The 25,877-nt window shown below is 41.0% G+C and carries 20 protein-coding genes; 5 read left to right on the top strand and 15 right to left on the bottom strand.

Features of this window, described 5'->3' with window-relative positions; genetic code table 11:
* Nucleotides 1–141: 141 nt before the first annotated feature.
* Nucleotides 142–1,512 carry an oxygen-independent coproporphyrinogen III oxidase gene (hemN, locus tag PULV_RS12985; RefSeq protein ID WP_193331930.1) on the top strand — a complete coding sequence of 457 codons (1,371 nt, stop codon included), beginning with the start codon at nt 142–144 and terminating at the stop codon, nt 1,510–1,512.
* A 51-nt stretch (nt 1,513–1,563) separates the two neighbouring features.
* Here hemN and PULV_RS12980 read toward each other — a convergent pair whose 3' ends face one another.
* The 4 genes from PULV_RS12980 to PULV_RS12965 form a co-directional block, all read right to left on the bottom strand.
* Nucleotides 1,564–2,067, bottom strand: a complete 504-nt coding sequence (locus PULV_RS12980) for a DUF2489 domain-containing protein (RefSeq protein WP_086744771.1) — start codon at nt 2,065–2,067, stop codon at nt 1,564–1,566.
* A complete protein-coding gene (gene yihI, locus PULV_RS12975; protein WP_193331929.1) occupies nt 2,064–2,633 on the bottom strand; it encodes a Der GTPase-activating protein YihI in 570 nt (189 codons plus the stop codon). The genes PULV_RS12980 and yihI overlap by 4 nt, the downstream gene beginning before the upstream one ends.
* Before the next feature lie 55 nt (nt 2,634–2,688).
* A complete protein-coding gene (locus PULV_RS12970) occupies nt 2,689–3,327 on the bottom strand; it encodes a class I SAM-dependent methyltransferase (RefSeq protein ID WP_086744773.1) in 639 nt (212 codons plus the stop codon).
* A gap of 587 nt (nt 3,328–3,914) precedes the next feature.
* Entirely contained in the window at nt 3,915–4,547 is a 633-nt protein-coding gene (locus PULV_RS12965) for a c-type cytochrome (RefSeq protein ID WP_086744774.1), read from the bottom strand.
* Between the two features lie 300 nt (nt 4,548–4,847).
* Between PULV_RS12965 and yihA the strand changes: the two genes are divergently transcribed.
* Entirely contained in the window at nt 4,848–5,510 is a 663-nt protein-coding gene (yihA, locus tag PULV_RS12960; RefSeq protein WP_086744775.1) for a ribosome biogenesis GTP-binding protein YihA/YsxC, read from the top strand.
* Nucleotides 5,511–5,796: 286 nt separating this feature from the next.
* Here yihA and polA read toward each other — a convergent pair whose 3' ends face one another.
* The 3 genes from polA to PULV_RS12945 form a co-directional block, all read right to left on the bottom strand.
* Nucleotides 5,797–8,544: a DNA polymerase I gene (gene polA, locus PULV_RS12955; RefSeq protein WP_193331928.1), complete on the bottom strand. Its 2,748-nt coding sequence runs from the start codon at nt 8,542–8,544 to the stop codon at nt 5,797–5,799.
* A 510-nt stretch (nt 8,545–9,054) separates the two neighbouring features.
* A complete protein-coding gene (locus PULV_RS12950; protein WP_193331927.1) occupies nt 9,055–10,440 on the bottom strand; it encodes a M16 family metallopeptidase in 1,386 nt (461 codons plus the stop codon).
* Nucleotides 10,424–11,761 (bottom strand): M16 family metallopeptidase, encoded by a 1,338-nt coding sequence (locus tag PULV_RS12945; RefSeq protein WP_193331926.1) that lies wholly within the window; start codon nt 11,759–11,761, stop codon nt 10,424–10,426. The genes PULV_RS12950 and PULV_RS12945 overlap by 17 nt, the downstream gene beginning before the upstream one ends.
* A 363-nt stretch (nt 11,762–12,124) precedes the next feature.
* On the opposite strand from PULV_RS12945, the gene PULV_RS12940 reads away from it, so the two are divergent.
* A complete protein-coding gene (locus tag PULV_RS12940) occupies nt 12,125–12,520 on the top strand; it encodes a c-type cytochrome (protein ID WP_086744779.1) in 396 nt (131 codons plus the stop codon).
* A gap of 143 nt (nt 12,521–12,663) precedes the next feature.
* Complete coding sequence (locus PULV_RS12935; RefSeq protein WP_227009405.1) at nt 12,664–15,234, top strand: bifunctional diguanylate cyclase/phosphodiesterase; 2,571 nt, start codon at nt 12,664–12,666, stop codon at nt 15,232–15,234.
* 7 nt (nt 15,235–15,241) lie between these two features.
* Here PULV_RS12935 and rep read toward each other — a convergent pair whose 3' ends face one another.
* A complete protein-coding gene (gene rep / locus PULV_RS12930; RefSeq protein ID WP_086744780.1) occupies nt 15,242–17,257 on the bottom strand; it encodes a DNA helicase Rep in 2,016 nt (671 codons plus the stop codon).
* Nucleotides 17,258–17,441: 184 nt separating this feature from the next.
* Between rep and ubiK the strand changes: the two genes are divergently transcribed.
* Entirely contained in the window at nt 17,442–17,699 is a 258-nt protein-coding gene (ubiK, locus tag PULV_RS12925; RefSeq protein WP_086744781.1) for a ubiquinone biosynthesis accessory factor UbiK, read from the top strand.
* A 37-nt stretch (nt 17,700–17,736) separates the two neighbouring features.
* On the opposite strand, the gene PULV_RS12920 is transcribed toward ubiK, so the two are convergent.
* The 7 genes from PULV_RS12920 to PULV_RS12890 all read right to left on the bottom strand — a co-directional run bounded on the left by PULV_RS12920 (nt 17,737) and on the right by PULV_RS12890 (nt 25,872).
* On the bottom strand, nt 17,737–18,444 hold the full coding sequence (locus PULV_RS12920) for a substrate-binding periplasmic protein (RefSeq protein ID WP_193331925.1): 708 nt from the start codon (nt 18,442–18,444) through the stop codon (nt 17,737–17,739).
* Nucleotides 18,422–19,078, bottom strand: a complete 657-nt coding sequence (gene can / locus PULV_RS12915) for a carbonate dehydratase (protein ID WP_086744783.1) — start codon at nt 19,076–19,078, stop codon at nt 18,422–18,424. The genes PULV_RS12920 and can overlap by 23 nt, the downstream gene beginning before the upstream one ends.
* On the bottom strand, nt 19,075–20,262 hold the full coding sequence (locus PULV_RS12910; RefSeq protein WP_086744784.1) for a methyltransferase: 1,188 nt from the start codon (nt 20,260–20,262) through the stop codon (nt 19,075–19,077). The genes can and PULV_RS12910 overlap by 4 nt, the downstream gene beginning before the upstream one ends.
* A 55-nt stretch (nt 20,263–20,317) precedes the next feature.
* Nucleotides 20,318–21,385, bottom strand: coding sequence for an ABC transporter substrate-binding protein (locus PULV_RS12905; RefSeq protein WP_086744785.1), 1,068 nt, complete (start codon nt 21,383–21,385; stop codon nt 20,318–20,320).
* 106 nt (nt 21,386–21,491) lie between these two features.
* Nucleotides 21,492–23,033, bottom strand: coding sequence for a threonine ammonia-lyase, biosynthetic (gene ilvA, locus PULV_RS12900; RefSeq protein ID WP_086744786.1), 1,542 nt, complete (start codon nt 23,031–23,033; stop codon nt 21,492–21,494).
* 1 nt (nt 23,034) lies between these two features.
* Nucleotides 23,035–24,891 carry a dihydroxy-acid dehydratase gene (gene ilvD / locus PULV_RS12895; RefSeq protein ID WP_193331924.1) on the bottom strand — a complete coding sequence of 619 codons (1,857 nt, stop codon included), beginning with the start codon at nt 24,889–24,891 and terminating at the stop codon, nt 23,035–23,037.
* A gap of 57 nt (nt 24,892–24,948) precedes the next feature.
* Nucleotides 24,949–25,872 (bottom strand): branched-chain amino acid transaminase, encoded by a 924-nt coding sequence (locus PULV_RS12890; protein ID WP_193331923.1) that lies wholly within the window; start codon nt 25,870–25,872, stop codon nt 24,949–24,951.
* Between the last annotated feature and the right edge of the window lie 5 nt (nt 25,873–25,877).

Below are 25,877 nucleotides of genomic sequence, written 5' to 3'. Positions count from 1 at the left end.
CGACTTATAACATTCTTAGATTGAATAATTTATCACTTTCAATCAGCCTAGCTTAAACCAAACAAAGTTGTGCCAGATCAATGAGTGTATTTCTCAGCTGCTTATAATGTGCGAAATTATTAATTTGAGAGAGTATTGGTCGTGCAAAATTCTATCGAGTGGGATGATTCCCTCATTAAAAAATACAATGTATCTGGTCCGCGCTACACATCTTATCCAACGGCTTTATCGTTTCAAGATGGCTACAGCGAGGAAAACGTGAGGGCTGCGATCAGTCATTCGACCAATAAGGCTCTGTCTTTATATATTCATATCCCATTTTGCCATCAACTTTGCTATTACTGCGGATGCAATAAAATCGTTACCCGCCATCAGCATAAAGCGGACTTGTATCTTGATTTTTTAGAACAAGAAATGGCATCGCAAGCCAAGTTATATCAACATTACCAAGTTGACCAACTGCATTTAGGCGGCGGGACCCCCACATTTTTAACAACCGAACAAATGGCTCGTTTGGTTAATTCACTCAATAAGCACTTCACCTTTACGGCTGATGCGCAAAAAGGGATCGAAATTGATCCACGTTCTTTAGCCAACGGCATGCTGCCAACTTTAAGAGGATTAGGGTTCAACCGAGTCTCGTTTGGGATTCAAGATTTTAATGATGATGTGCAACAAGCTGTGAATCGGGAGCAATGTGCTGATAATGTTGCTAATTTAGTTGTTGAAGCGCGTCAATTAGGTTTTAAATCCGTCAATACAGATATGATTTATGGGCTACCATTACAAACGCCAGAGAGCTTTACTGAAACAATGGATAAGTTAATCGCCCTTTCACCTGATAGAGTCTCGGTTTTTAATTATGCCCACTTACCCGACCGATTTGCCGCTCAACGAAAAATCCGTGAGCAGGACTTACCATCTGCATCTCAAAAACTCGCTATGTTTAAAAATACCTTGGCGCAGATGGAACAAGCTGGGTATGTACTCATAGGTATGGATCACTTTGCTAAAAAGGACGACAGCCTTGCTATTGCACAACGAAAAGGTGAACTTCATCGAAATTTTCAGGGATATACTACCCACGGTGATTGTGATCTGCTTGGCTTAGGTGTCTCATCAATTTCTCAAGTCGGTGATAGCATTTTTCAAAATCCAAAAGATCTCAAAGAGTATTATCAAGCCGTTAGCGAACGTGACATTCCAGTCGTTAAAGGACTCACTTTAAGTGAAGATGATTGCATCCGTGCTGCTGTTATTCGTCAGCTGATTTGTCATTTTGAGTTAGACTTTGCAGATTTTGAGGCCCGTTATCAAATCAATTTCCAGCAATACTTCAAAGAAGCGTTAACCTCACTGCATGGGTTAGCGCAAGATAACATGCTCAGTATTACTGAAAACGGTATTACGGTTTCACCTAAAGGTTTATTGTTTATCCGCATCATTTGCATGGCATTTGATGCACACTTACAACGCCAAGCTAAGCTTACGCGCTTTTCTCAGGTGATATAAACAAAAAAAAGGCTGCACATATTTGTGCAGCCTTTTTTATAATCAATAAATTTATACTGACATCACCGTTTTAGTGGCAGGATCCGCAGGAAAGCGTTCAATAATCAAGGTTAAATCACCCATAATATCTTCTGCTAACTCTTCCTCTTTACGCCAACGTAAAGAGTCTTGCTGAAAGATCTCTTTTTTCGAATATTTTTTTCGGGCTTGATGGGTCGGCATATCTTTGACGACTTCATACATTTTGTGCACTCCCGGATATTCGGTAATAAGATCAACGTCCTGCTCAAATTGATATTGCGACATTAATACCCAAATTCTTAAACAGCCTTCAGAGTATTCACATTGCTTTTCTTTCATTGCTTTGGCAATCAAATTGATACTGTCAGACAATTTGAGATTTTTTTCGGCCTGTTGGGCTTGATATTGAGCTTGCTTGGCTGCGATCTGTGCATTTTGCGCTTTGACTTGAATTAACAAGCGACCAGCATAATATGCAAGGCCTGCAATAATAATCGTACCTAACACTAAGCTTACGATTAACCACATACTCATTTATCATCTTCCTCATCAAGCCATTCATCAGCAAGATTATTTGACATAAATTGATCCAGCAAATCGTCACCACTTGCCTCATCATCTTCATCATCAATACCCAGCAACTCACACAAAGCTTGATGGCGTGCGACTTTAGTATTGAAATACTTCGCGTCTTTCCCTACCAGTAACTCACCGCTCTCATGGCGATCAATCAAGTCGAGTAATCGCTGATCATTTTCTAATTGCTCCAGTTCTTGCTCTGTTGTCAATTCTAGAGGGGCGGCTTTCTTAAGCTCTGCTTGAGGTTTAAGATGGCGTTTTAAAACGGGTTCTTGCTCAACAACCTTAGGTTCGATCATTAAGCTAATTGGCTTTTTACTACCTTTCCCTGCTTGATGATCTTTGTTTTTTTGATCATCTTGCTGAGATTTTTTTGCCTCAACAGCATTACGTGTGCCCGCTTTATTGCCCTTTTGAGCTTTAACACGGCTTTCTTTCAATGCACGTAATTCTTTCAATTTATCTTTACTTAATCGTGTTGGGCCATTACTGCCACCTTTACGAGATTTTTTTCTGCTCATTTGCTATCAACCATTCAATAATTGGAGTCATTTTACATCAAGGCTAAGAATTTAGTTATGGCTTTTTAAAGAGGATCACATCATTGCCAAAAAACTCGACACTTAATCCATCACGCTGCGCTAAAAACTTAAAAGTCGTTTGGCTAAAAAAAGAAACGTGTGTGAGGTCGCTCTTATAATGCCAGTTAGAGAATCTATCTTTATCAATTACGAGTTTAGTCATCACCGCCAAGGTTCCTTGTGGTTTAACTAACTCAGTTAATATTGTCCACTCCTTCGCGGGAGTATGAAAATGTTCAATGACTTCTGTGCACGTTACAAAATCATATTGTGTTGTGAGTACATCTGTCTGAGGTGCGTAAAAAATATCATACACACTCATGGTATGACCTAATCCTGTTAACATATGCGCCAGTGCAGGACCTGGACCACACCCAAAATCAAGTCCATCACTTTGTGGAGCTATATATGTTTGTAATGGGGAAACAACCCGACTTAAAAAGGCCTGGTATCCCTTATCTTCAATATGGTTTTCATGCTTGTCGTACAATGCTTTTTCTTGCTCAGCCGTCAAATGAAACTGAGCAGGTACAAAAACCAATGAACATTGCTTGCACTGAACGTATTCACGATGTTTGTCGGTGAAAAAATGTGTTACTTCTGTTGAGTCACATAACGTGCAACTAAGAGTCATATAAACACTAAGATAAAGTATATTGGCGTGAGTATAACAAAAAAACAAATAAAAAGGCGGTAGATTGCTCTACCGCCTGCTAATTCGAGTGTCTAGTGATCTGGACACCTCTCCCTTCGACTGTTCGATCTATGTCTTCAGTCATATTTTTATTATTTTTTTCTATCCGTATTGTTTTTATTATTTAACTTCCATGAATTTTATTATTTTCGGTCTTCCTGACGCTTTCTTATCATTCCATTAATGAACATAAAATCAAATGTCTTATGTTCTTTCCCCTTGCACAAATTTATCGCTATAACTTCCGTATTTACGTCTATCCATGTTGTTTTTATTGTCTCTGCGACAGGGGTTAATATACTTGTTAATAATTTTGTTACAACTGGTTTATATAAAATAAATAATAAAATTTTAATCTGATTTTTCCAATCCGCGAAATAACATAGACTTAAGTCTTATCAAAAGCTCACAAAGAGACTTTACGCACACGTAAAGCTAGCTAATTACTTACATTCTTTGTGAGATATATCTCAAGGTCACAGACACAAAAAAAGCAGCCTTAGCTGCTTTTTTAAACGTTCTATTAATTAATGAAGGCCATTTAAGTATTTTGATAATACTTCGATGTCTTTATCAGTCAATTTTTTCGCGATGTCACGCATCATGCCATTTAAGTCATTATTACGTGTGCCACTTCTGAATTTTTCAAGTTGTGACTTGACGTATTCTGGATGTTGCGAAGAAATTTTCGGGAAACCAGCTAAAGAAGTACCATTTCCACGTGGGCCATGACATGACGCACAAGAAGGAATACCACGTTCTGCATCGCCAGCTTTGAATAATTTACTACCAACTTCAACCACTTCTTTAGGGGTTTCACCCTCTTGAATTGGTAAAGAGCTAAAATATGCAGCAAGATCTTTCATATCCTGATCAGACAATGGCATCGCCATACCGCTCATTACAGGATCCATACGACCTTCTTTTCCGCCCGAAGTCATACCGGTTTTAAATTCTGCTAATTGCTTGTAGATATACTCAGCATGTTGACCCGCAATTTTAGGATACATACTAATTGGCGCATTGCCATCGGCGCCATGACACGCTGCACATGTTGCAGACTTTGCCTTACCTGCAGTTGCATCGCCATCAAATGCAGTTGCGTTGTTTGCAGCCAATGCACCAAACAACATAGTTAAAGATAGTGCTATTTTTTTCATGGTGGATTCTCTGTTTTCGACCCTATTAACCTGCAATGCAGGTATATCTACCAGCATTAGAATCTTATTCTACACGATATTAATTTCTCTGGCACGTCTTATGCCAAGTAAAAACTTATAAAATATAAGGGTTTTGACCTAGATTAATAAGTTTCGGCCTTTTTTTACCTTATAGGCGTTAATCGGACTCGATAGTTACTCAACATTTTATTGATATTAGTATAAAATGGCCAATTGACAGATAAATCTAACATTTCGCAGCTAGCCTGCCTCTATCCCAGCATACCTTAAGGAGTCACTGTGCTTAAATCACGTGTACAATACAGTGCTGCAACTTTTATAACCAGCGCGCCCGATATCAGCAAACTCCCACCTGACACAGGCATAGAAGTGGCCTTTGCGGGACGTTCAAATGCTGGCAAGTCCAGTTCACTTAACACATTAACAGATAAGAAAATTGCTAAAACCAGTAAAACCCCAGGTCGTACGCAATTAATCAATGCGTTTGATTTAGGCGACAACATGCGCTTAATCGATTTACCCGGTTACGGTTATGCTAAAGTTCCAATCGAAATGAAAAAGAAGTGGCAGCGTTCGCTTGGGGAATATTTAGAAAAGCGCAAAAGCTTAAAAGGGCTTGTTATTCTAATGGATATTCGCCATCCATTAAAAGATCTTGATCGCGACCTCATTAATTGGGCTGTTGACAGCAAAATTTCAGTGTTGGTGTTGCTGACTAAAGCAGACAAATATAAACAAGGTAAGCGCAAAGGCGAAGTGCTGCGTGTTCGTAGAGAATTAAAAGAGCTTGAGGGTGATATCACCGTCCATGCTTTTTCATCACTCAACGGCATTGGTTTACCTGAGCTTGGCAAACAACTCGACAACTGGTATTTAGGAGAGATTATCCATCAAGCTCCTGAAGATAAAGAGCCTACCGAGTCAGGCAATTCTGCCGAATAAATAAAAAAACCGGCTTATTATACAATAAGCCGGTTATAGCAATTCTGGGGAGAAGCTATTAATACGCTGTACCTCCAAAAAGGCAGATACATCATCAACAGGATGCCTACCTAAGTAGGACGGCGCGCACTTTAGCAAAGCCCCCAGCAGAAATAAAGCGCCTTTGTAAACAATTGCAACTAATTGCTCAATCCCTACACAATGCTTACCAATTACTTACAATCCCATCATTTTCATTAACGTTCGACGCAACTTTTTATTCTCGTTACGCCAAACGTTTCAAAAATTAATGTGCTTGATCCCAGTTATCGCCCTGATCGGATTCTGCAATTAATGGTACATCTAAATCCGCAGCTTCAGACATCAGCTGGCAGATTTGTTGAGTATATGATTCAACACACTCTTGCTGTATCTCAAAGACCAATTCATCGTGAACTTGCATTAATAACCTTACTGTATTGTCTGGTTGCGCTTTTACCCACGAGTTAACTGTTATCATTGCTTTTTTAATGATATCAGCCGCGGTTCCTTGCATAGGTGCATTGATTGCTGCGCGCTCAGCGGCTTTACGGCGTGCGCCGTTGCGTGCTTTTATTTCTGGCAGGTATAAACGACGACCAAAATGAGTTTCGACATAACCCAATTCAGCGGCTTTTTCTCGAGTGGTTTCCATATAGTCGAGTACACCAGGGAAACGCTCAAAGTATTTATCGATGTAATGCTGCGCCTCATGGCGAGGCACATCAAGTTGACGCGCTAAACCAAATGCTGACATTCCATAAATTAAACCAAAATTAACAGCTTTTGCTTTACGGCGCATATCGGTTGTGACTTCTTCAACCGGTACAGCGAAAACTTCTGCAGCCGTCGCACTATGCACATCGAGCCCTTGTGAAAACGCATTTAACAACCCTTTATCTTGTGATAAATGAGCCATAATACGTAATTCAATTTGGCTGTAATCGGCTGCAACAATTTTATAGCCTTTCGCTGCGACAAACGCTTGGCGGATCTTACGTCCTTCTTCTGTTCTAATCGGAATATTCTGTAAGTTCGGATCAGTCGAGCTTAAACGCCCTGTAGCCGTAATCGCTTGATGGTAAGATGTATGTACACGCTGGGTGTGTGTATCAACCATTAACGGAAGCTTATCTGTATAGGTTGACTTCAATTTCGACAAACCACGGTGCTCAATAATTAACTTAGGAAGCGGGTAATCATGCGCCAACTCCTGCAATACTTCCTCTGCCGTAGAAGGAGCCCCTTTAGGGGTTTTTTTGATGACTGGCAGTCCTTGCTTTTCAAACAAGATGGCTTGAAGCTGTTTTGGAGAACTTAAATTAAACGGCTCTTGCGCTAATTCATGCGCTTCTTTTTCAAGTTGCTCAAGACGAGTGCCGATCTCTAAACTTTGCTTGGCTAACATCGCGCTATCTATTTCGACACCGGTACGCTCAATATCAGACAACACATTTACGAGGGGTAATTCAATCTCTTCAAAAACAGATTTTAACTTTTTATCTGCTTCGAGTTTTGGCCAAAGTACTTGATGAAGACGCAATGTAATATCGGCATCTTCAGCGGCATAAGGCGCGGCTTTTTCTAACTCGATTTGGTTAAAAGTCAGCTGATTCTTACCCTTGCCAGCGATCTCTTCAAAACTGATATTTTTATGGCCTAAATATTTAAGCGCCAACGAGTCCATATCATGACGTGTTGCAACACTATTTAAGACATAAGACTCAAGCATGGTGTCATATTTAATGCCATTAAGCACTAAGCCTGCACGTGCGAGTACACTTTTATCGTATTTTAAGTTTTGCCCCACTTTTGCTTTGGTTTCATCTGCAAGTAATGGGGCGATCTTTTTAAGCACTTCATCACGGTCAAGCTGCTCTGGTGCCCCCATGTAATCATGGCCAATCGGTAAATAAGCAGCCTTACCTGCTTCAACAGCGAAACTCATCCCGACTAACTCGGCTTGCATATAATCTAAACTGGTTGTTTCTGTATCAAATGCAAATAAGTCTGCAGAATTTAAACGCTCAAGCCACGAATCAAACTGCTCCATTGTTAAAATAGTTTCATAATCCGTTTCAATCGCGGCCTGAACGGGCTGCTGACTCTCTAGTTCTGGAGCGATAGTTCCTTGAGGTGTAGACGTTGATGGGTTGCTATCGAGTAATTCTGCAAGCCAGCGGCGAAACTCACACACACCGTATAGTTTGATCAGCTCATCACTATTGGCATCTTGAATCTTTAACTGCTCAAGATCTGCATCTACTGCCACATCTAATTTAATGGTCGCTAATTCATAACTCAGTGGTAAATGTGCAAGTGCTGCACGTAACTTCTCGCCAATTTTACCCTTCACTGAATCGGCATTTTCAAGTACACCAGTCAAAGATCCAAATTGATCAAGCCACTTGACCGCTGTTTTTGGACCGCATCCGTCAACACCTGGAATATTATCGACTTTATCGCCCATCAAGGCTAAATAGTCGATGATCAGCTCTGGTGGTACACCAAACTTGTCCGTAACTCCAGCTGGGTCGAGTACCGTATCTGTCATTGTATTAATCAAAGTGACATGCTCGTTGACCAATTGAGCCATGTCTTTATCACCTGTAGAAATTAATACATTGCGCTTTTGCTCAGTCGCGATCCGCGCAAAGGTACCAATCACATCATCCGCTTCCACCCCTTCAATGCTGATCAGCGGAAGACCCATAGCACGAATAATCTCATGTAAAGGCGCAATTTGTGAGCGCAGATCATCCGGCATCGGTGGGCGGTTAGCCTTATAATCAGCAAACATATCATTACGGAAGGTTTTACCTTTCGCATCAAAGATCACCACCATATGGCTTGGATCAAACTGTCTAACCAAGCTTTTAAGCATGTTCACCACACCATAGATCGCGCCTGTGGGTTCACCTTTGGAATTTGTTAAATGTGGCGGCGCATGAAAAGCACGAAATAAATAGGAAGAACCATCGACTAAAATAAGGGGGTTTTCTTGGATCTGCGCCATTTTAAAGGATCCTATAATCAATAAAGTTTAATAATGCATTCTGATAATCAAGCATGCCATAAGGCCTTTCAGAAAACGAGTCACAACGACAATCTAAACACAGATGAATCAGAATAAACTGTGGATAAGTTTGTAGATAAAAAGGCAGGAGTAATTTCACCAGGCTAATAAAATAATCTGGAGTTTATGTAACCTGTTACTTTTAAAGGATATATAAAATAATTTTCGGTAAGAATATTATTTTTTTTATAATTTACCAATGTGGAAAATATTAATATGTACTGCTTTGACTTAGATAATTAACACGGCTTAATTATCAGAGGCGATACTTTACCACAAAGGATCAAAGATCCTAGTGATCCTTTTATATTTTTTTATTCTTTAGGTAGAATTGTTCACGATAAAAACATCTAAGCTCAGTTAGCTCGCCATGCTCCAAGCTTTAGGCATCACAAAAAAAGCCAAACATCTCTGTTTGACTTTTTTCCAAGGTCAGTACACGCTCAATGACTACAAAACAAACCCAGGTTGGGTTATCTCTACTTCCTTCACCTCGCCATACTTCTTGACCTGTTCGCGCAATGCCTCAGCTTGACCAATCAATACAAATTGAAGGTTTTCTGATGGTAAATAGTTGACGACTAACTCGTTTGCTCGCTTGAGTGTCAATTCATCCATTGCTTGCTCAAAGCCATTAATAAAGCCTGCATCGATATCATACACAAACATGTCGGTTAAAAAGTTAACTAAGTCACCACTGGTTTCATATCTAGGAGGAAGCTGCCCTCTTACATACGATTTCGCGGAGGCTAAAGTCGCTTCATCAATTCCTGCTGACCATAGTTTTTTATATGTTTTTAATGCTAAGTCTATCGTTTCTATGGTTGTCTGGGTTTTTGTGAAAGTGGTGATGTAAAAGACACCTGCGTGTTTTTGACTTTTAAACACACTACCTGCACCGTATGTAAGACCACTATTGACTCTTAGTTCATCGTTGAGCCATGAAGTAAAGCGCCCACCGAGAATCGTATTGATCACTTGGAGTTGCGCAGCATCTTTGGCATTTTTAGGGATGCCTTGGCCACCAATTAAAATCGTCGTTTCATTGGCATCGGCTTTATTCACTAACAAGACATGTGCTTTTTTGGGCTCGTTAACAGCTGCGATAACCGATTGTAACACTTCTTTATTCTGCCAAGAGGCAAATAAAGCTTGGATGCGAACCTTCATGGCTGCGCTATTGAAATCACCACTAATGACTACAGCGCTATTATTAGCAACATAATGAGTTTGGTAGAAACGCTGCACGTCTTCTAATTCCACTTTAGCTACACTCACCTCATCACCAGAGGCAGGTAAGCCATATGGATGCTGCTGGTAAAAAAGTTGACTGAAATAAGCCGTAATAACACTTTGAGGGCTTTCTTTTTGCTGACTCAAGATACTTTGATGGCGGGTTTTTAATTTATTAAACTCATTAGTATCAAAGCTAGGTTGCACTAGCATATCGCGAACTAACGCCATGACAACCGCTTGATCTTTTGCGGCAAACGATGCATTCATTTGCGCCGCATCTTGATTCATCGAGACACTGACTTGCGCACCTATAAAGTCGAGTTTTTCTTCTATGTCACTTTTACTCAACTTGTGTGTACCTAACATTAAACTTTGCGCCGTTAAATACCCAACTCCTGGTCGCTGAGGCTCAGCAGCTGCACCGGCTTTAACAACAACCGACATATCAATCAGTGGCACTTCATGCTGCTCAAGTAAATAAACAGTTAAGCCATTATCCAGCACCATTTTTTCATACTGAGGAAAAGTGAAGCTGGTCGCATGGACAATTGTAGTGCTTACCAACATCAAGAAAGCGAAAGTATTAAAGATCATTTTCATGACTATCCTCCTGCATTGCTAATACACCCACAGTGCGGTTCTTTTTAACTAAATAGGTTGCAGCAACACGTTGAATATCCGCAACGCTCACTTTAGAAAAGTCTTCAGGGGCATTAAATAGCTTTTTATAATCGCCAAAAAAGACTTCATACGTGCCCATTTGATCTGCTTTACCATCTATCGTCGCTAAGGTTCGATATAAAGAAACGAGACGTTGATTTTTCACCTTTTCAAGCTCGTGCTCAGTCACACCTTCTTTAATAACTCGATTTATTTCATGCACTAAAGCTTGTTCTAATTGAACTGCATCGATGTCTTTTGCAGCAATGCCATAAACATAAAATAAATTAGGATCAAACGATTGCGGTAAATAAGTAGCAATATCCAACGCAATTTGCTTATCAACTAACTGTTGATTCAAACGTGAACTTTTACCACTTGATAAAATGTCAGAAAGCAAAGTTAAAGCATAATAGTCAACATTAGAGGTCGCCGGAACATGATAAGCCATCATGATGTTAGGTGAAGAAACGGATGCTTTTTCGATATACACTCGTCGCTCTCCTCGCTGCTCAGGCTCAATCGTACGAATTGCTTCTGGTGGAGTTTGCGCTGCAATTGGACCTAAATATTGGGTTGCCAATTGCTTAACCTGCGCCACTTTAACGGCACCAACAATCACCATCACAGCATTATTTGGAGCATAATAAGTTTTGTGAAATGCAGTTAAGTCTTTAAGTGCCCAACTGTCTATATCTGATTGATGACCAATCACCGACCACGAATAGGGGTGAGCACGAAATGCCGCTCCTTTTACTTCTTCAGATAAAGTGCGCCAATTCGAGTTTTCAAGGCCTGTGCTTCTTTCTGAAGTCACCACACCACGCTCACTTTCAAGTACCTGTTGATTAATATCTAAATTGGCAATGCGATCGGCTTCTAAATCAAAGATGATTTCTAAAGACGCAGCAGGAAACCAATTACTGTACACGGTTAAGTCTTCTGTCGTGTAAGCATTATTACGACCGCCGTGATTTTCCATTGTACGGTCAAACATTTTAGGGCCGTATTTTTTCGCGCCATTAAACATCATGTGTTCAAAAAAGTGCGCCAGACCTGTAATCCCAGGCACTTCATTACGAGAACCGACTTTCCAAAAAGTGTACATATTGGCATTAGGGATCGAGTCATCTTCTAATACGATCACTTTTAAACCGTTATCTAATGTAAATGTTTCTACATCTTTTGCATTGACCAGTGCTTGCGCACTAGAAAAGCCAATGGCACTAATCGCCAACAAAACTCGCCAGGCTAGTTTCATGCCAGAACCTCCAACTACTTACAAAATAGTGTTTAATTAAACAATAAACACATCATTATTCGGCTAAAAACAGGCAATAAACACCTATTTTTACATCTTTGAGCCATATTAACGTAATTAAGCCGAGTTTTAATTATTTATATGTAAAAAAGCATTTCGGCTAAATAAACCTGTTAAAGAAGACAAAAAACCATGACGTGAGAAATACAATTTGTCCGAATTCTTTGCGCTAACGCAAATTTTTTGGTTTTTATAGGTTTATACAGCCTCTAAGCATTTTATAAATTCGTCGCTGGCGTTATAATTGGTTTAATTTCCGTCTATCGTGTTTGATCGCGTTCTAATCGAAGTGAGCAAGGTACAATGAAAAAACTATCCGCAGCATTTTTACTGCTAGCAACAACAGCAACAGCCCAGGCTTATGATAATTCAATGACAGAAGAAGCGATCAAAAGTCGTTTAGCACCGATTGGTTCTGTTTATTTGAAAGGTGATAAACCAGCCGGTCCAGTGGTTCCTGCAGGTCCACGTACTGGCCAACAAGTCTACCAAGCAAGCTGTTTTGCTTGTCATGGTACGGGTGCACTCGGTGCTCCAAAAACGCCAGCTGATTGGGCTCCACGCGTAGCAAAAGGTATGGATGTCTTATTAGATCACGCTATCAATGGCTTTAACTCTATGCCTCCTCGCGGTACCTGTATGGACTGTTCGGATGATGAAATTAAAGCATCAATTGAGTTTATGAGTAAAGGCGAATAACGCTTGCCAGTTAAACTCAATAAGAGGTCGCAAGTGCGGCCTTTTTTATTGCGTATGATTCATTAAATCTTGACCTAAAACACAATCAATGAAAATATGATGTGTAAAATATAACCGCATAATAACGATAACGGTTTTAGTCAGTGGATGATTTGACTAGCGGCAATAAAAAACTTAATACTAAAATTGCACGCTTAAAAAAAATAATAAAAAAATACCAGCATGCCCACAATATGCAGCATGCACTCATTCAATTATCTGAACAGGCGAGTAATGTCCCTGAGCTGACGTTGTTATATCCCGCTATTCATAAAATCCTTGAAGCATACCTGCCTAGTAGTAATTTTTATGTTGTCCTTGAAAATCAACTGACGCATACATTAGAACTCACTTATTTCAGTGATGAAAAAGATGATAAATCAGTCCCTTTAGCTGAAGAACATCACTTTAATGAAGGGCTAACAGGTTATGTATTTAAAACTGGGAAAACCCAGTTATTTACTCAAGCTGATATTTTAAGTGGCCATAAACAAGATAAATTTAAAGTGCTTGGCACTGTGTGTGAACATTGGCTCGGTGTGCCTATTTTCCAAGATAAGGAAATTATGGGTGTCATGGTATCGCAAAGTTACCACGCCAACGCTTTATTCAATCAAAGCCATGTTGAGTTATTTGAAGTTATCTCACTTTATTTATCAACCGCGATAGAGCGAGTGAAAAAGCGAGAGCTACTTGAGCTTGAGGTCAAATATCGCACCTACGCGTTAATGCAAAGCAACCAAGCATTGCAAAATGAAATCGGCCAACGTAAGCAAGCCCTCGACCGTCTACAGATTTTATTTAAAATCTCACGGCTAGCGACTAAAACTGAGCACTTATCTGATTTTTATCAGCAAATTCATCATATTTTGCAATCTATTACCTATGCTGAAAACATCTATATTTGTTTGTATGACAAAGAAGCTAAGCAACTTTCTTTTCCTTATGCTGTCGATGAGCGGATCAGCACTTATCGAACTCGTCCATATCAAAAAGGCTTTACAGAATACGTCATCACACAGCGATGTGCTCAGCTGATAGATAATAAACGCGCAGAAGAATTAATTGCACAAGGTGACATTGTTCGCACAGAAAATCATTGCTCCAATAGCAGTGAAACGTCTTGGATCGGCGCGCCGTTGATCAGTGAAGGCAATGTGATTGGTGTGATTGCTTGCCAATCCTATGATCATAAGCATACCTACAATGCAGATGATGTTGAGCTTATCAATTTTGTTTCGCAACAAATCGCGAATGTGCTGCAAAAACATCTGGCGAATCAAGCATTAAAGCAAAGCCATGAGAAGTTAGAAAAAAGAGTCAAAGATAAAACTAAAGCACTGCAACAAAGTAACTTGCATTTGCAGCTCCAAATTGAAGAGCGCAAAAAAATCGAACAACAGCTTTATCATGACGCTCACCATGATGCACTCACAGGTCTTGCAAACCGTAGTCTGTTTTTAATGCAATTGGATAAACAGCTCCAACAATATATCCGCCACCCACAGCATGGCTTTGCTGTGCTGTTTATCGATTTAGATAATTTCAAAGCAATTAATGACAATTTAGGCCACCAAGCGGGCGATGAGTTTTTGGTTGAGGTGGCACAGTCATTTAGCTACTGTATTCGCGAGCATGATTTACTTGCGCGACTGGCTGGAGATGAGTTTGTGATTTTGCTCAATCATTTACACCATCCGCAAGAAGCCATTGATGTTGCTAATCGTATAATTGAAATCATGCGAGTGCCTTTTTGCCGTGATGGCTTTTGCATTGAATCAGGCGCAAGTGTTGGCATTACCCATAGTCATAATAACTATCAGCATACTGATGAAATAATTCGCGATGCTGATACTGCAATGTATCAAGCGAAAAAGAATGGTCGCGGTCAATGTGAATTTTTTCACCCACTGTTGCGCCAACTTGATATGAATAGCGGCACAATTACCCAGATAAATGACACCCTACAGCCTCAAGATTTGCACTTTAACGGCAAAGCCATCATTGCTATTCACAATGGCGAAACACAAGCTTGTTTGGTCGAACGTTTTTGGCTACATCCAAACCTTGGGAAGATTCAATTTAGTCAAATCGAAAAGTATCTTAGTGATACGCAGCAGCTGATCGAATGTGAACTTAACTTACTCACATCAATCCTCACACAAAATAACACGCTGCAACCCATTTTACTCAACTGCAATATCAACATGTTGAACGTCGGTCATTTTACTGCACTTAAACGCACCCTAATGGCGCACCTAGGCTCAAGCGTTTTATGTTTATTATTTAATGAAGAAGCAATTAGCCGAGCTGATAATCAACAAATACAGCATTTAAATCAACTTCAAGAAATGGGCATTCAAATAGGACTCAACGACTTTGCCAAATACCGGTGTGATTTAAATATTGTCACCCGTTGCCAGTTTGATTATATCGTATTGAGCCCTATTTTTAGCCAGCGCCTGTTACAGCAAACGTCACATCAATTACAGTTGCAAGGTTTATTAGCTATTACAAACAGCTGTAACAGCCAAGTGATAGCCAAAGGGCCTGCAATACTAAACTACCAAGTTTTATTAGAAAAACATGGCATTGCATTATTTTCTAGCCAACAAGACTTTTCAGCATCATTACCTGATATGAGTGAAAGTACACAAATAGCATCAATACGCTGAGTCGGGACTAGTCCTTTTTCAACATCGCACGTAAGTTGGCAACGCGAGCCTGGCCTTTTTCCATTCGCTCAGCTTGTGTTGCTGGTTGCTTTCGTGATTCAAACGCTAAATCATCTTGAGGAAGCTCTTCTACAAAACGACTGATTTCGGTATTTGAGGTTTCACCAAACTGACGACGAACTTTCGCGTAGGTAAAAATGAGCTCTTGCTGAGCACGAGTAATACCAACATAGGCAAGGCGGCGCTCTTCTTCGATATTGTCTTCATCAATACTGGCCTGATGGGGCAATAAACCTTCTTCCATTCCAACCATAAACACATACGGGTACTCGAGCCCTTTTGAGGCGTGTAAAGTCAATAGCTGCACAGCGTCAGACTCATCTTCGTCTTCATTTCGCTCCATCATATCGCGAAGGGTAAGTTTAGTGACTACCTCCGCAAGTGTCATCGGTGGGTTATCATCATTGCCAGTGATCATATCTGTGATCCAGCGATATAACTCAGAGACGTTCTTCATGCGCATTTCTGCAGCTTTAGGACTCGTGGAAGACTCGTATAAATAATCTTCATAGTTAATTTGACGGATCAAGGTTTTCACAGCTTCTAACGTGTCACCTCGTACAGCGTTGTCTGATAATTCCACCACCCAACGAACAAATCCTTGTAACGCATTAAAACCACGCCCAGTTAAATAGTCATTGAGTTCAGGCTCAAATGCAGCTGCAAATAGGCTGATATGCTTTTGATTGGCAAAATTACCTAACTTTTCTAAGGTCGTGGTACCAATTTCGCGTCGCGGAGTATTCACTATGCGTAAAAAAGCATTATCGTCATCTTGGTTAACCAGTAAACGCAAATAGGCCATGATGTCTTTGATTTCTGAGCGACTAAAAAACGACATACCACCACTGATTTTGTAGGGGATACGGTTGGCCATTAATCCTTTTTCGAAGATCCTTGCTTGGTGATTACCACGATACAAAATCGCATAATCTTTATAATTAGTACGTTTCGTGAACTTATGAGAAATAATTTCAGCGACCACACGTTCTGCTTCGTGTTCTTCATCGCGGGTACCAATCACTTTGATTGGCTCTCCATAACCAAGCTCACTGAATAATTTTTTCTCAAACACATGGGGGTTATTAGCGATTAAGATATTGGCCGCTTTAAGGATCCGCCCGGCACTTCGGTAATTTTGCTCTAATTTAATCAAGCGTAATGCAGGGAAATCCTTACTGAGTAGCACTAAGTTTTGTGGTTTAGCGCCCCGCCAAGAATAAATCGATTGGTCATCATCCCCAACCACGGTAAAGCGAGCTCGCTCGCCAACCAAATATTTAACCAGCAAATACTGACTGGTATTTGTATCTTGATATTCATCAACCAGTAAATATCGAAATCGGTTTTGCCAGCGCTCTCTGACTTCTGGGTATTGGGCCAGTAACACCGTGGGCACCATGATCAAATCATCAAAATCAAGCGCATTATATGCACGTAACTGATTTTGATAGCGCGCATATAACTGAGCAAACAAAGCTGTTTGAGGCTCTTTTGCCTCTTGAATAGCCCGTTCAGGGTGGATCAAATCATTTTTCCAGTTGGAGATGTGCATTTTTAATGCATTGAGCTGATCTTTATCTTTTTTTAGTTCTTTTTCTGTTAACTCAGCCACCAGCTGAGCAATATCTTGATCATCAAATAACGAAAAACCCGGCTTAAACCCTAAGGTCATCAGCTCTTTTTTAATGATTTCCAACCCTAAGGTGTGAAATGTCGACACCCACACCCCTTTTGCATCTTTTTTGCCTAAGGTTTGGATCAAGCGTTCTTTCATTTCTCGTGCGGCTTTATTGGTAAATGTGACCGCAGCAATATTCTTTGACTTGTATTCGCACTTTTGCACTAAGTAAGCGATTTTATTAGTAATAACACGGGTTTTACCCGAACCAGCTCCAGCTAGAACAAGGCAAGGACCACTGATGTATTTTACCGCTTCATCTTGATTGGGATTTAATTTCATAACAGAACAACGTGCAAAAAAAGAAGAACAGGGATTTTAACGGATCTCAGTACTTTTACCAGCGACGAAAACAAGTTAAAAAATTTAATGCCACCGCATCTGAGCATAAAAACCACACAGTTTTTGCTAAGCACAGGGGCGATGCGTTACCATAAGAGAACTAAACGCTATTGAGATTGAAGAGATGATTAACCCAACAAAAATTGAAGAAATAGCCAAGCAACTAACAGACAATATGCCGCAAGGCGTTAAAAGCTTAGCTGAGAACTTGGAAAACAAAACCAAGCAAGTGTTGCAAAATAAACTAGCGCAAATGGATTTCGTATCTCGTGAAGAGTTCGACATTCAAAGCCAAGTGCTGATCCGCACGCGTGAAAAGCTGAGTCAATTAGAGCAAAAAGTATCTGAACTTGAAGCGAAACTCTCTTCAGAGCAGGAATGACAGACCATGATCCAGAGACAATGCTTCTGGATCGCTTTCACTGCCCCACTTGTTGATTAAATTCAGCCAGAAAACCAGGGTTTTCCGCTAGATACTCATTAGAAAAATAACAACCAAAAGGCCGTGATGATTGGGTTTTTTGCTTAACTTTGCTGACATCATACCCATTGGCACGTAATGCATACCAAAAAACATCCGCAGAAAGAAACACAGTATCAATTCGCTGCTTAAAAAGCATTTTTGTCAGTGTGGTTGCTTCATTTGGAAGTGAGGCAATATGGTACTTATTTTGTTTAAGCCATTGGTAAGTATTGGTATTGAGCTTAGTTCCTACTCTTGCTACTTGTTTGAAATTAGCAGAATCAGGAGTCAGTTCATTATCGGATAAATAAAACCAAGCCCAGTCATTAACCAATACCGCCCGAGACATCACACCATATTTATCGCGTTCAGGGTTTTGAGTCCCCAAACAAAAACCATTATTATGACCTCGCTTAAGGCCATCTAATGCAACACCATGATTAGCAACAATTTTAAATGAATATGGCACACCAATTTTATTCAATATACCACTGATCTTTTCAACACCTTGCCCGGTTAGGCGCTGCTCGCTAGTCACATAAGTGTAAGGAGGAAAAATAGGCACATCTAAGAGCAACTTTTCAAAAGCCGCAACCTTAAAGGGAAAAAAGAGCAACCCGATAAAAAAGCCAATAAATAACTTAGCGAGTTGATGAAAAAACATCTTCAATCGCAAGTTGATATATAGAGTGCATCTCATTCGTATGACTAATACCAGAACAAAGATCTCTTAGATGACCATCTTTGAGACCGTAAATCCAACCGTGTACAGAAAGCTCCTGCCCTCTGTCCCATGCGTTTTCTACTAAGTTAGTTTGGCACACATTCCTAACTTGTTCTATTACGTTAATTTCACACATGGCATCAAACTTACGCAGGGGATCAATAATCGCATCGAGTTGCTGCTGGTTTTTCTCTTTTGCATCACTAACATGACGCAGCCAATTGTCGATTAAGCCAAATCTAGCTCCATCTAATGCTGCTTTGACTCCACCGCAACCATAGTGACCGACAACCATGATGTGTTTAACTTGCAGAACATCTATTGCGTACTGCATCACAGATAAACAATTGTGATCGGTATGCACCACCACATTGGCTACATTACGATGGACAAATAACTCCCCTGGTAATAAACCTACAATTTCATTCGCAGGTACTCGGGAGTCGGAGCAGCCGATCCATAAATACTCAGGGTTTTGTTGCATAGACAATATTTTAAAGAATTGACTGTTACCTTCAGTCATCTTGCATGCCCAATGCCGATTGTTCGCAAATAACTGACCTAGTTTTTTCATTCTTTATTCTTATTTTTAATGGCTTGAATTAACACGTTTCTAGGAGTAATAGTTTTAGCACAAAACTCACTTAAGGTAACCTGATAACCGTGCTGCTGTAAAAATAACACCCGATCTAATACTAACCATAACTCAATCGCTCGGCGAAAAGCATGGCGAATTAATTCAATACGGTCTGTCACTTGCTTTCGTTGTTTTCCCTTAATTAAATAAGCATCAAAGTCGATGTCGTCAGGTAATGTGATGCCTTTTTTATCAGCTGCCCAGAAACAAAAATCGCTGAATGTGCCATTGAACATCGATTTACTTACTGAAGGGACACTTAAATATGTGTCTCGGTCACACACTATTTGCTGCATCGAATCAAAAGCTAGACGCCATTCGACTTCAGTTTGACGCAATTGAGTGATTCGATCTGCGGCTGTAACCGTTTCTTGTAAAGCGAGTTTTAAATCGGATTTTTGCAATTGCAAGGCTGATTGCTTAGCACGCTCACTCATCGCAGTGTAATAATCTTGCTCGATTAAATGATAACAGCAAGGGGATAATGTCAGCTTTTGAGTTTGCTTCTCCACCCCCAACTGCATTAATTGCTGATGCAGCGCCCCACAGGCATGTAAAGCTACCCCATGCTGTTGCTGTTCAACAAAGTGTGAAGCTCGTTTACTCAAAACATCCAGTTGATCAAATTGGATGTTCAACTGATATTTCTGAGCGAGATGTTTTCCTTGTTCACATAAGTGTGATTGTAATTCGACACTTTGCACACGTGGTGCACCAGAATATGACAACATGCGGCCTAAATGACCTTTTCCTGCACACCACTCCAAAACCGGTAAGTGCTGCTCATCCACCGCAGATACAAAGCTTTTCAGTTGGGCAATCTTACGACCTTTGATACCACTTTCAAGCCAAAATGGCCACGCAACATTCTGATTATCTAGACTTGGTAATATTTCTAATGGCGCTAATTGAGCGACATCAGGAATATACTGCGCCAACCATTGCTGCAACTTATGCGGACAACTGTCCAGTTCAGCGACATCGTCATCACTGAGTGCCTGCAAAGGCGATACTAATTCAGGCCAAGGGATATGACTGTGATCAAATGCAACTAACTGCCAATAACATTGAGTGCGAGATAATAATTGATCTAAAGCGAAGAAGTGCGCATCATAATTCATGAAATAAAGCTCAAACGAAAAAACACGCTATCATAACAATTTCGTTTCTTGCTTGTCAGTTTAACTTCACCAACAGCTTATTTTTACGCTTTTCCTCTGTCGACAACAGGCGATAATAACTCGGAAATGACACAACAATGATGATACATGCCAAAATATGCATCCATGAGATATCCCATGGCTGACTTTTGGCTGTTTGATATATAAAACCAGGTAAGTTTTGCTCAACAATTTGCCTATCAATACCATACATGTCAGCAATAACTCGCCAACGGGCACTCGACATTTGCCCTAACTGAGTGTGATCTGAATGCACCAGGTTAATCAGTTTCTCTGCTTCAAATGCCAAATGAGCACGAGATTTTTGACTGTTATAGTGTGTTTTAATCACCTCTATAGCTTCTTCTGGGTGATTAATGGCTTCTCGCCAGCCTTTGTTGGTCGCGGTGTAAAATCTCTGTACTAATTGCGGATTTTTATCGATGACGTCCTGACGCGTAAATAACACATCTGAATATGCATTTAAGCCATGCTTTTTAGGGCAAAACAAATGAAAACCTATTTGCCGCTGCTTGAGTAAAAACGGTTCATTAGTGGCATAGACCTTCAAAATATCCACTTCATTATTGATCCAATTTTGCAAAGTGACTTTCTTATCTTCTAAAACAAAATCAGCTGCACTCAAGCCGTGCTGAGACAACATAGCAAATAGCTCTGCCCCCTCTTTTTGGTTAAAAAATGCGATTCGTTTTCCTTTAAAATCAGCGACATTTCTAATCCCCTGATCTGTTTTTGCCAACCAACAATATGGTGAACTTTGAAAAATAGCCGACATGGCCACTAATGGCTCGCCTTCCATGCGATGTAAAAGCAAGCCGGAATTGGCGATACCAAAATCAGCCTGACCAGACACCACTTTGGGGATCGTATCGATATCTTGAGGCGCAGCAGGAACTATGGTCACATTTAAACCCAGCTCGTGATAGTAACCCCGCTCAATTGCCATATAATAACCCGCGAACTGGAATTGATGCTGCCATTTTAATTGCAACACAACGCTATCATTAGCTTTGACTTGGTAAGGCGATAAGAAAAAAAACAACCCGATGAGTAAGGTTCGCATACAATCCTTGTTGCTGAATTCATTGTGCTTTATGACTTTAAACTATAGTTGATAAATAAAAAAAAACGCCACAATCTGCAGCGTTCTTAATTTGTACACGGCTCGTTTATCCTACATTTGCGAGACGCTCAACATTTGCCGCCAAAAATCGTTGATAACATGGGTTGCACGTTTCTTCTTGGTATTCATAACCTAAACGGGCTAAATGCTCCGAAAACGCGCTATCGTCTTCTGCCGGGATCTCAAACGCAGCCAACACGTTGCCCGTGGCTGCACCATGGTTGCGATAATGAAATAAAGTAATATTCCAATTTGTACCTAAGGTATCTAAAAAGCGCTCAAGCGCCCCCGGATATTCAGGAAATTCAAAACGAAACAACCTTTCTTGTAAGATTTGATCGGGCTTTCCCCCAACCATATATCTCAAATGGAGCTTAGCTAATTCATCATCAGATAAATCAGCAAAATCATAATCAAGTGTCGTTAATTCATTTTTTAACTCATCTAACTCCACTTGGCCGCGACGCAAACCCACACCAACAAAAATTTGTGCCATCGCGACAGCGCTGTATCGATAGTTAAACTCGGTAATCGCTCGCCCACCTAACGCTTTACAAAATTTGCGGAAACTGCCTTTTTCTTCACCGATAGTGACAGCAAGTAACGCTTCATTTTTTTCACCTAAAGCGGTGCGCTCTGCAACATAGCGTAATCGGTCGAAGTTAAGATTAGCGCCAGACAAAACAGCGGCTAAATTCATATTGCGCGCTTGATTGTCACTGACCCATTTTTTTAATCCTGCCAGCGCGAGTGCCCCTGAAGGCTCAGCGACAGCTCGGGTTCCAACAAAGACATCTTGCATGGCGGCACAAATTTCATCACTACTCACCGTCACTACTTCATCGCAAAATTGCTGAGCTAAACGAAACGTTTCTTTGCCGATAATCTTCACTGCAACACCATCGGCGAAGCTTCCCACCCGTTCAAGCTCAACGGGGTGACCCGCTTCCAGCGCAGCTTTTAAACATGCGCTTTCTTCTGATTCTACGCCAATTACTTTAATATCAGGGCGCAGCGATTTAATATACACCGACATGCCAGCGAGTAATCCACCGCCACCAACCGGAATAAATACAGCATCTAACTCTGGGAGTTGCTGCATTAACTCTCGTGCAATCGTGCCTTGACCCACAATAACATCAGGATCATCAAACGGCGGGACAAACACCGCACCTTCTTGCTCGGCTAGATTCAAAGCAAAGCTATTGGCGGCATCAAAATGATGGCCATGCAAAATGACTTCCCCACCTAAATCTCTAACAGCATTGACCTTAATTTCTGGTGTCGTCACTGGCATCACTATTTTAGCTGTGTGACCTAAAAAACTGGCGCTCAGTGCCACACCTTGGGCATGATTACCTGCAGAGGCAGTGACAACTTTAGATTTTTCAGGTAGTTGCTTTAATTTATGATAGGCACCACGCAACTTAAACGAATAAACAGGCTGCTGATCTTCGCGTTTTAACCAAATTTTATTGCCCAGTTTTTTTTCTAAACTTGGCATGTCACTCACTTGAGTCAATTTAGCCAATGGCTCCATATTGGCTTGGATAATTGCTCTGAAGTACTCAAGCTCTTTTGACACCATTTCAGCTTAGCTCCTCTAATTTAGCTAAATCACGCACCGCCCCTTTATCCGCACTGGTTGCCAATAATGCATAAGCTTTTAATGCTGATGAAACATATCGTTCACGGTCAAGAGGTTTAAATGCTAACTTACCGCGATCAAGTTGTTTTTGCTTACGCGCTGCAAGCTCTTCTTCACTGAGGTCGAGTTGAATTTGACGTGTTGCAATATCAATGATGATTTTGTCGCCATTTTCAACAAAAGCAATCGCGCCACCGCTAGCAGCTTCAGGTGATACATGCCCTATCGATAGCCCTGACGTGCCGCCTGAAAAACGCCCATCTGTGATAAGCGCACATTTTTCGGCTAATCCTTTTGATTTCAAGTAACTGGTCGGATACAGCATTTCTTGCATCCCTGGTCCACCTTTAGGCCCTTCATAACGGATAACAACCACATCACCCGCTTTTACTTCATCATTTAAAATGCCGGCTACTGAATCATCTTGAGATTCATAGACTACTGCACGCCCTTCAAAATGCAGCATCTCATCAACCACACCGGCGCTTTTAACTATACAACCATCTTCTGCCAAGTTTCCGTAAAGAACCGCAAGACCACCGTCTTGTCGGAACGCATTTTCAACACTGCGGATACATCCGTTTTCGCGATCATTATCCCCTTCAGGCCAACGACACTCTTGACTCATGGCTTTGGTGGTGCGAATACCGGCAGGGCCTGCACGGTAGAATTTCTGAGCAGCTTCATTTGTGGGATCAGTCGCATCCCATTTTTTCACTAAGTCAGCCATCGTCATGCCCGCCACATGATCAACCGATAAATCAACCAAACCCGCTTTACCTAATTCACGAATAATCGCCATCATGCCACCAGCACGATGCACATCTTCAATGTGGTAATCGGGTGTCGCTGGGGCCACTTTACATAAAAATGGTGTTTTACGAGATAATGCGTCGATATGAGACATATCAAAGTCAACGCCCGCCTCTTGCGCAGCCGCTAATAAATGCAAAACTGTATTTGATGATCCACCCATCGCAATATCGACTACCATAGCATTCATAAATGCAGTGCGATTAGCTATCGCTCTGGGTAATACAGCAGCGTTATCTTTTTGATAATATTCACGACATAAATCGACAATTCGCGCACCCGCCTCGACATAGAGCTGTTTACGATCTTTATGAGTCGCAAGGGTAGTACCGTTACCTGGTAACGCTAACCCGATGGCCTCTAACAAACAGTTCATTGAATTTGCCGTAAACATACCCGAGCATGATCCACACGTTGGGCAAGCAGAACGTTCGACCTGTTCAGAATCCGCATCACTCACAGTCGAATCAGCGCCTTTGACCATCGCATCAACCAAATCAAGTTTGATATCGATACCAGCCAAACGCGTTTTCCCCGCCTCCATTGGGCCACCTGATACAAAAATCACTGGTATGTTTAGACGCAAAGCAGCAAGCATCATCCCTGGTGTAATTTTGTCGCAGTTTGAAATACAAATCATGGCATCAGCACAATGACCATTAACCATATATTCGACCGAATCAGCGATTAAATCCCGTGACGGCAATGAATACAACATGCCACCATGTCCCATTGCAATCCCATCATCAATGGCAATAGTATTGAATTCTTTTGGTACCCCACCGGCATCGGTGATGGTTTGTGCCATTAATTCACTCAGTTGATTGAGGTGAACATGTCCAGGCACAAATTGAGTAAATGAGTTAACAACCGCGATAATCGGTTTACCAAAATCTTTATCTGTCATCCCTGTCGCACGCCAAAGAGCGCGTGCTCCTGCGCGTTTTCGACCTTCAGTTGTTTCTGCACTTCTTAATTTAGCCATAGTTACCTCTGTGTTTTAGGAGACGCATCTCCTAGTCCTCATTCCCAAAAATTAATGTTATACGTTTACGTACTCTAACCAGCCATGAGGGTCGTCAGTCTGCCCTTTAACCAAATCGAAATATGCTTTTTGTAATCTTGCAGTGATCGGTCCTCGAGCGCCTGTTCCAACTGGAATTCTATCTACGCTTCTTACAGGGACTATTTCTGCAGCTGTGCCTGTCATAAAAAACTCATCAGCCAAATATAAGGCTTCACGGGCAATTGCTTCTTCGCGTACTTCATAACCAAACTCTTTAGCCAAGGTCATGATGGTATCTCGCGTTAAACCAGGCAAAATACATGCTGTCGTCGGTGGGGTAAATAACACGCCATTTTTGATAACAAAAAGGTTTTCTCCCGCTCCTTCACTTAGCATGCCATTGGTATCAAGAGCAATTCCTTCAACATAACCATTGCGCTTAGCTTCACCAGAAATCAGCTGAGAAGATAAATAATTGCCTCCCGCTTTGGCTGCAGTTGGCATTGTATTCGGCGCTAAACGATTCCATGAAGAAATACAGACATCGACCCCGTTAGCAAGGCTGTCTTCACCTAAATATGCGCCCCACTGCATTGCAGCAACCGAGACATCAGCAATATGTGATTTCGGGTTAAGCCCCAAACCTACGTGACCTAAATATGCAAAAGGACGAAGGTAAGCATCTTTAAAACCATTTTGCGCCACCGTGTCTTTACAGGCTTGAATTAATTCCTCAAGCGAGTAAGGGATTTCCATTCGATATATTTTCGCCGAGTCATACATGCGCTTCATGTGATCAGTTAATCGAAAAATGGCCGGACCGTTTGGTGTGTCGTATGCTCGGATCCCTTCAAACACTGAGCTTCCGTAATGGATTGCATGACTCAATACATGCGTTGTCGCCTGCTCATAAGGGATCATCTTGCCATTTAACCAAATAAATTCTGACTGTTGTGACATAAAGG

Origin of the sequence: Pseudoalteromonas ulvae UL12, from assembly GCF_014925405.1 — a bacterium.
GTDB lineage: Bacteria > Pseudomonadota > Gammaproteobacteria > Enterobacterales > Alteromonadaceae > Pseudoalteromonas > Pseudoalteromonas ulvae.
The sequence above is the reverse complement of the archived record's forward strand: the minus strand, read 5'-3'. Positions and strand labels throughout refer to the sequence as shown.

Bases quoted from the DNA above. Each gene is read 5' to 3' on its own strand.
- PULV_RS12965 (WP_086744774.1), bottom strand. From the start codon at position 4,547: ATGAAAAAAATAGCACTATCTTTAACTATGTTGTTTGGTGCATTGGCT.
- PULV_RS12920 (WP_193331925.1), bottom strand. From the start codon at position 18,444: ATGTTTTTTCATCAACTCGCTAAGTTATTTATTGGCTTTTTTATCGGG.
- yihI (WP_193331929.1), bottom strand. From the start codon at position 2,633: ATGAGCAGAAAAAAATCTCGTAAAGGTGGCAGTAATGGCCCAACACGA.
- ilvD (WP_193331924.1), bottom strand. From the start codon at position 24,891: ATGGCTAAATTAAGAAGTGCAGAAACAACTGAAGGTCGAAAACGCGCA.
- ilvA (WP_086744786.1), bottom strand. From the start codon at position 23,033: ATGGTGTCAAAAGAGCTTGAGTACTTCAGAGCAATTATCCAAGCCAAT.
- PULV_RS12950 (WP_193331927.1), bottom strand. From the start codon at position 10,440: ATGAAAATGATCTTTAATACTTTCGCTTTCTTGATGTTGGTAAGCACT.
- ubiK (WP_086744781.1), top strand. From the start codon at position 17,442: ATGATTAACCCAACAAAAATTGAAGAAATAGCCAAGCAACTAACAGAC.
- PULV_RS12970 (WP_086744773.1), bottom strand. From the start codon at position 3,327: ATGACTCTTAGTTGCACGTTATGTGACTCAACAGAAGTAACACATTTT.
- PULV_RS12945 (WP_193331926.1), bottom strand. From the start codon at position 11,761: ATGAAACTAGCCTGGCGAGTTTTGTTGGCGATTAGTGCCATTGGCTTT.
- PULV_RS12940 (WP_086744779.1), top strand. From the start codon at position 12,125: ATGAAAAAACTATCCGCAGCATTTTTACTGCTAGCAACAACAGCAACA.
- polA (WP_193331928.1), bottom strand. From the start codon at position 8,544: ATGGCGCAGATCCAAGAAAACCCCCTTATTTTAGTCGATGGTTCTTCC.
- PULV_RS12905 (WP_086744785.1), bottom strand. From the start codon at position 21,385: ATGCGAACCTTACTCATCGGGTTGTTTTTTTTCTTATCGCCTTACCAA.
- PULV_RS12890 (WP_193331923.1), bottom strand. From the start codon at position 25,872: ATGTCACAACAGTCAGAATTTATTTGGTTAAATGGCAAGATGATCCCT.
- PULV_RS12910 (WP_086744784.1), bottom strand. From the start codon at position 20,262: ATGAATTATGATGCGCACTTCTTCGCTTTAGATCAATTATTATCTCGC.
- PULV_RS12980 (WP_086744771.1), bottom strand. From the start codon at position 2,067: ATGAGTATGTGGTTAATCGTAAGCTTAGTGTTAGGTACGATTATTATT.
- can (WP_086744783.1), bottom strand. From the start codon at position 19,078: ATGAAAAAACTAGGTCAGTTATTTGCGAACAATCGGCATTGGGCATGC.
- rep (WP_086744780.1), bottom strand. From the start codon at position 17,257: ATGAAATTAAATCCCAATCAAGATGAAGCGGTAAAATACATCAGTGGT.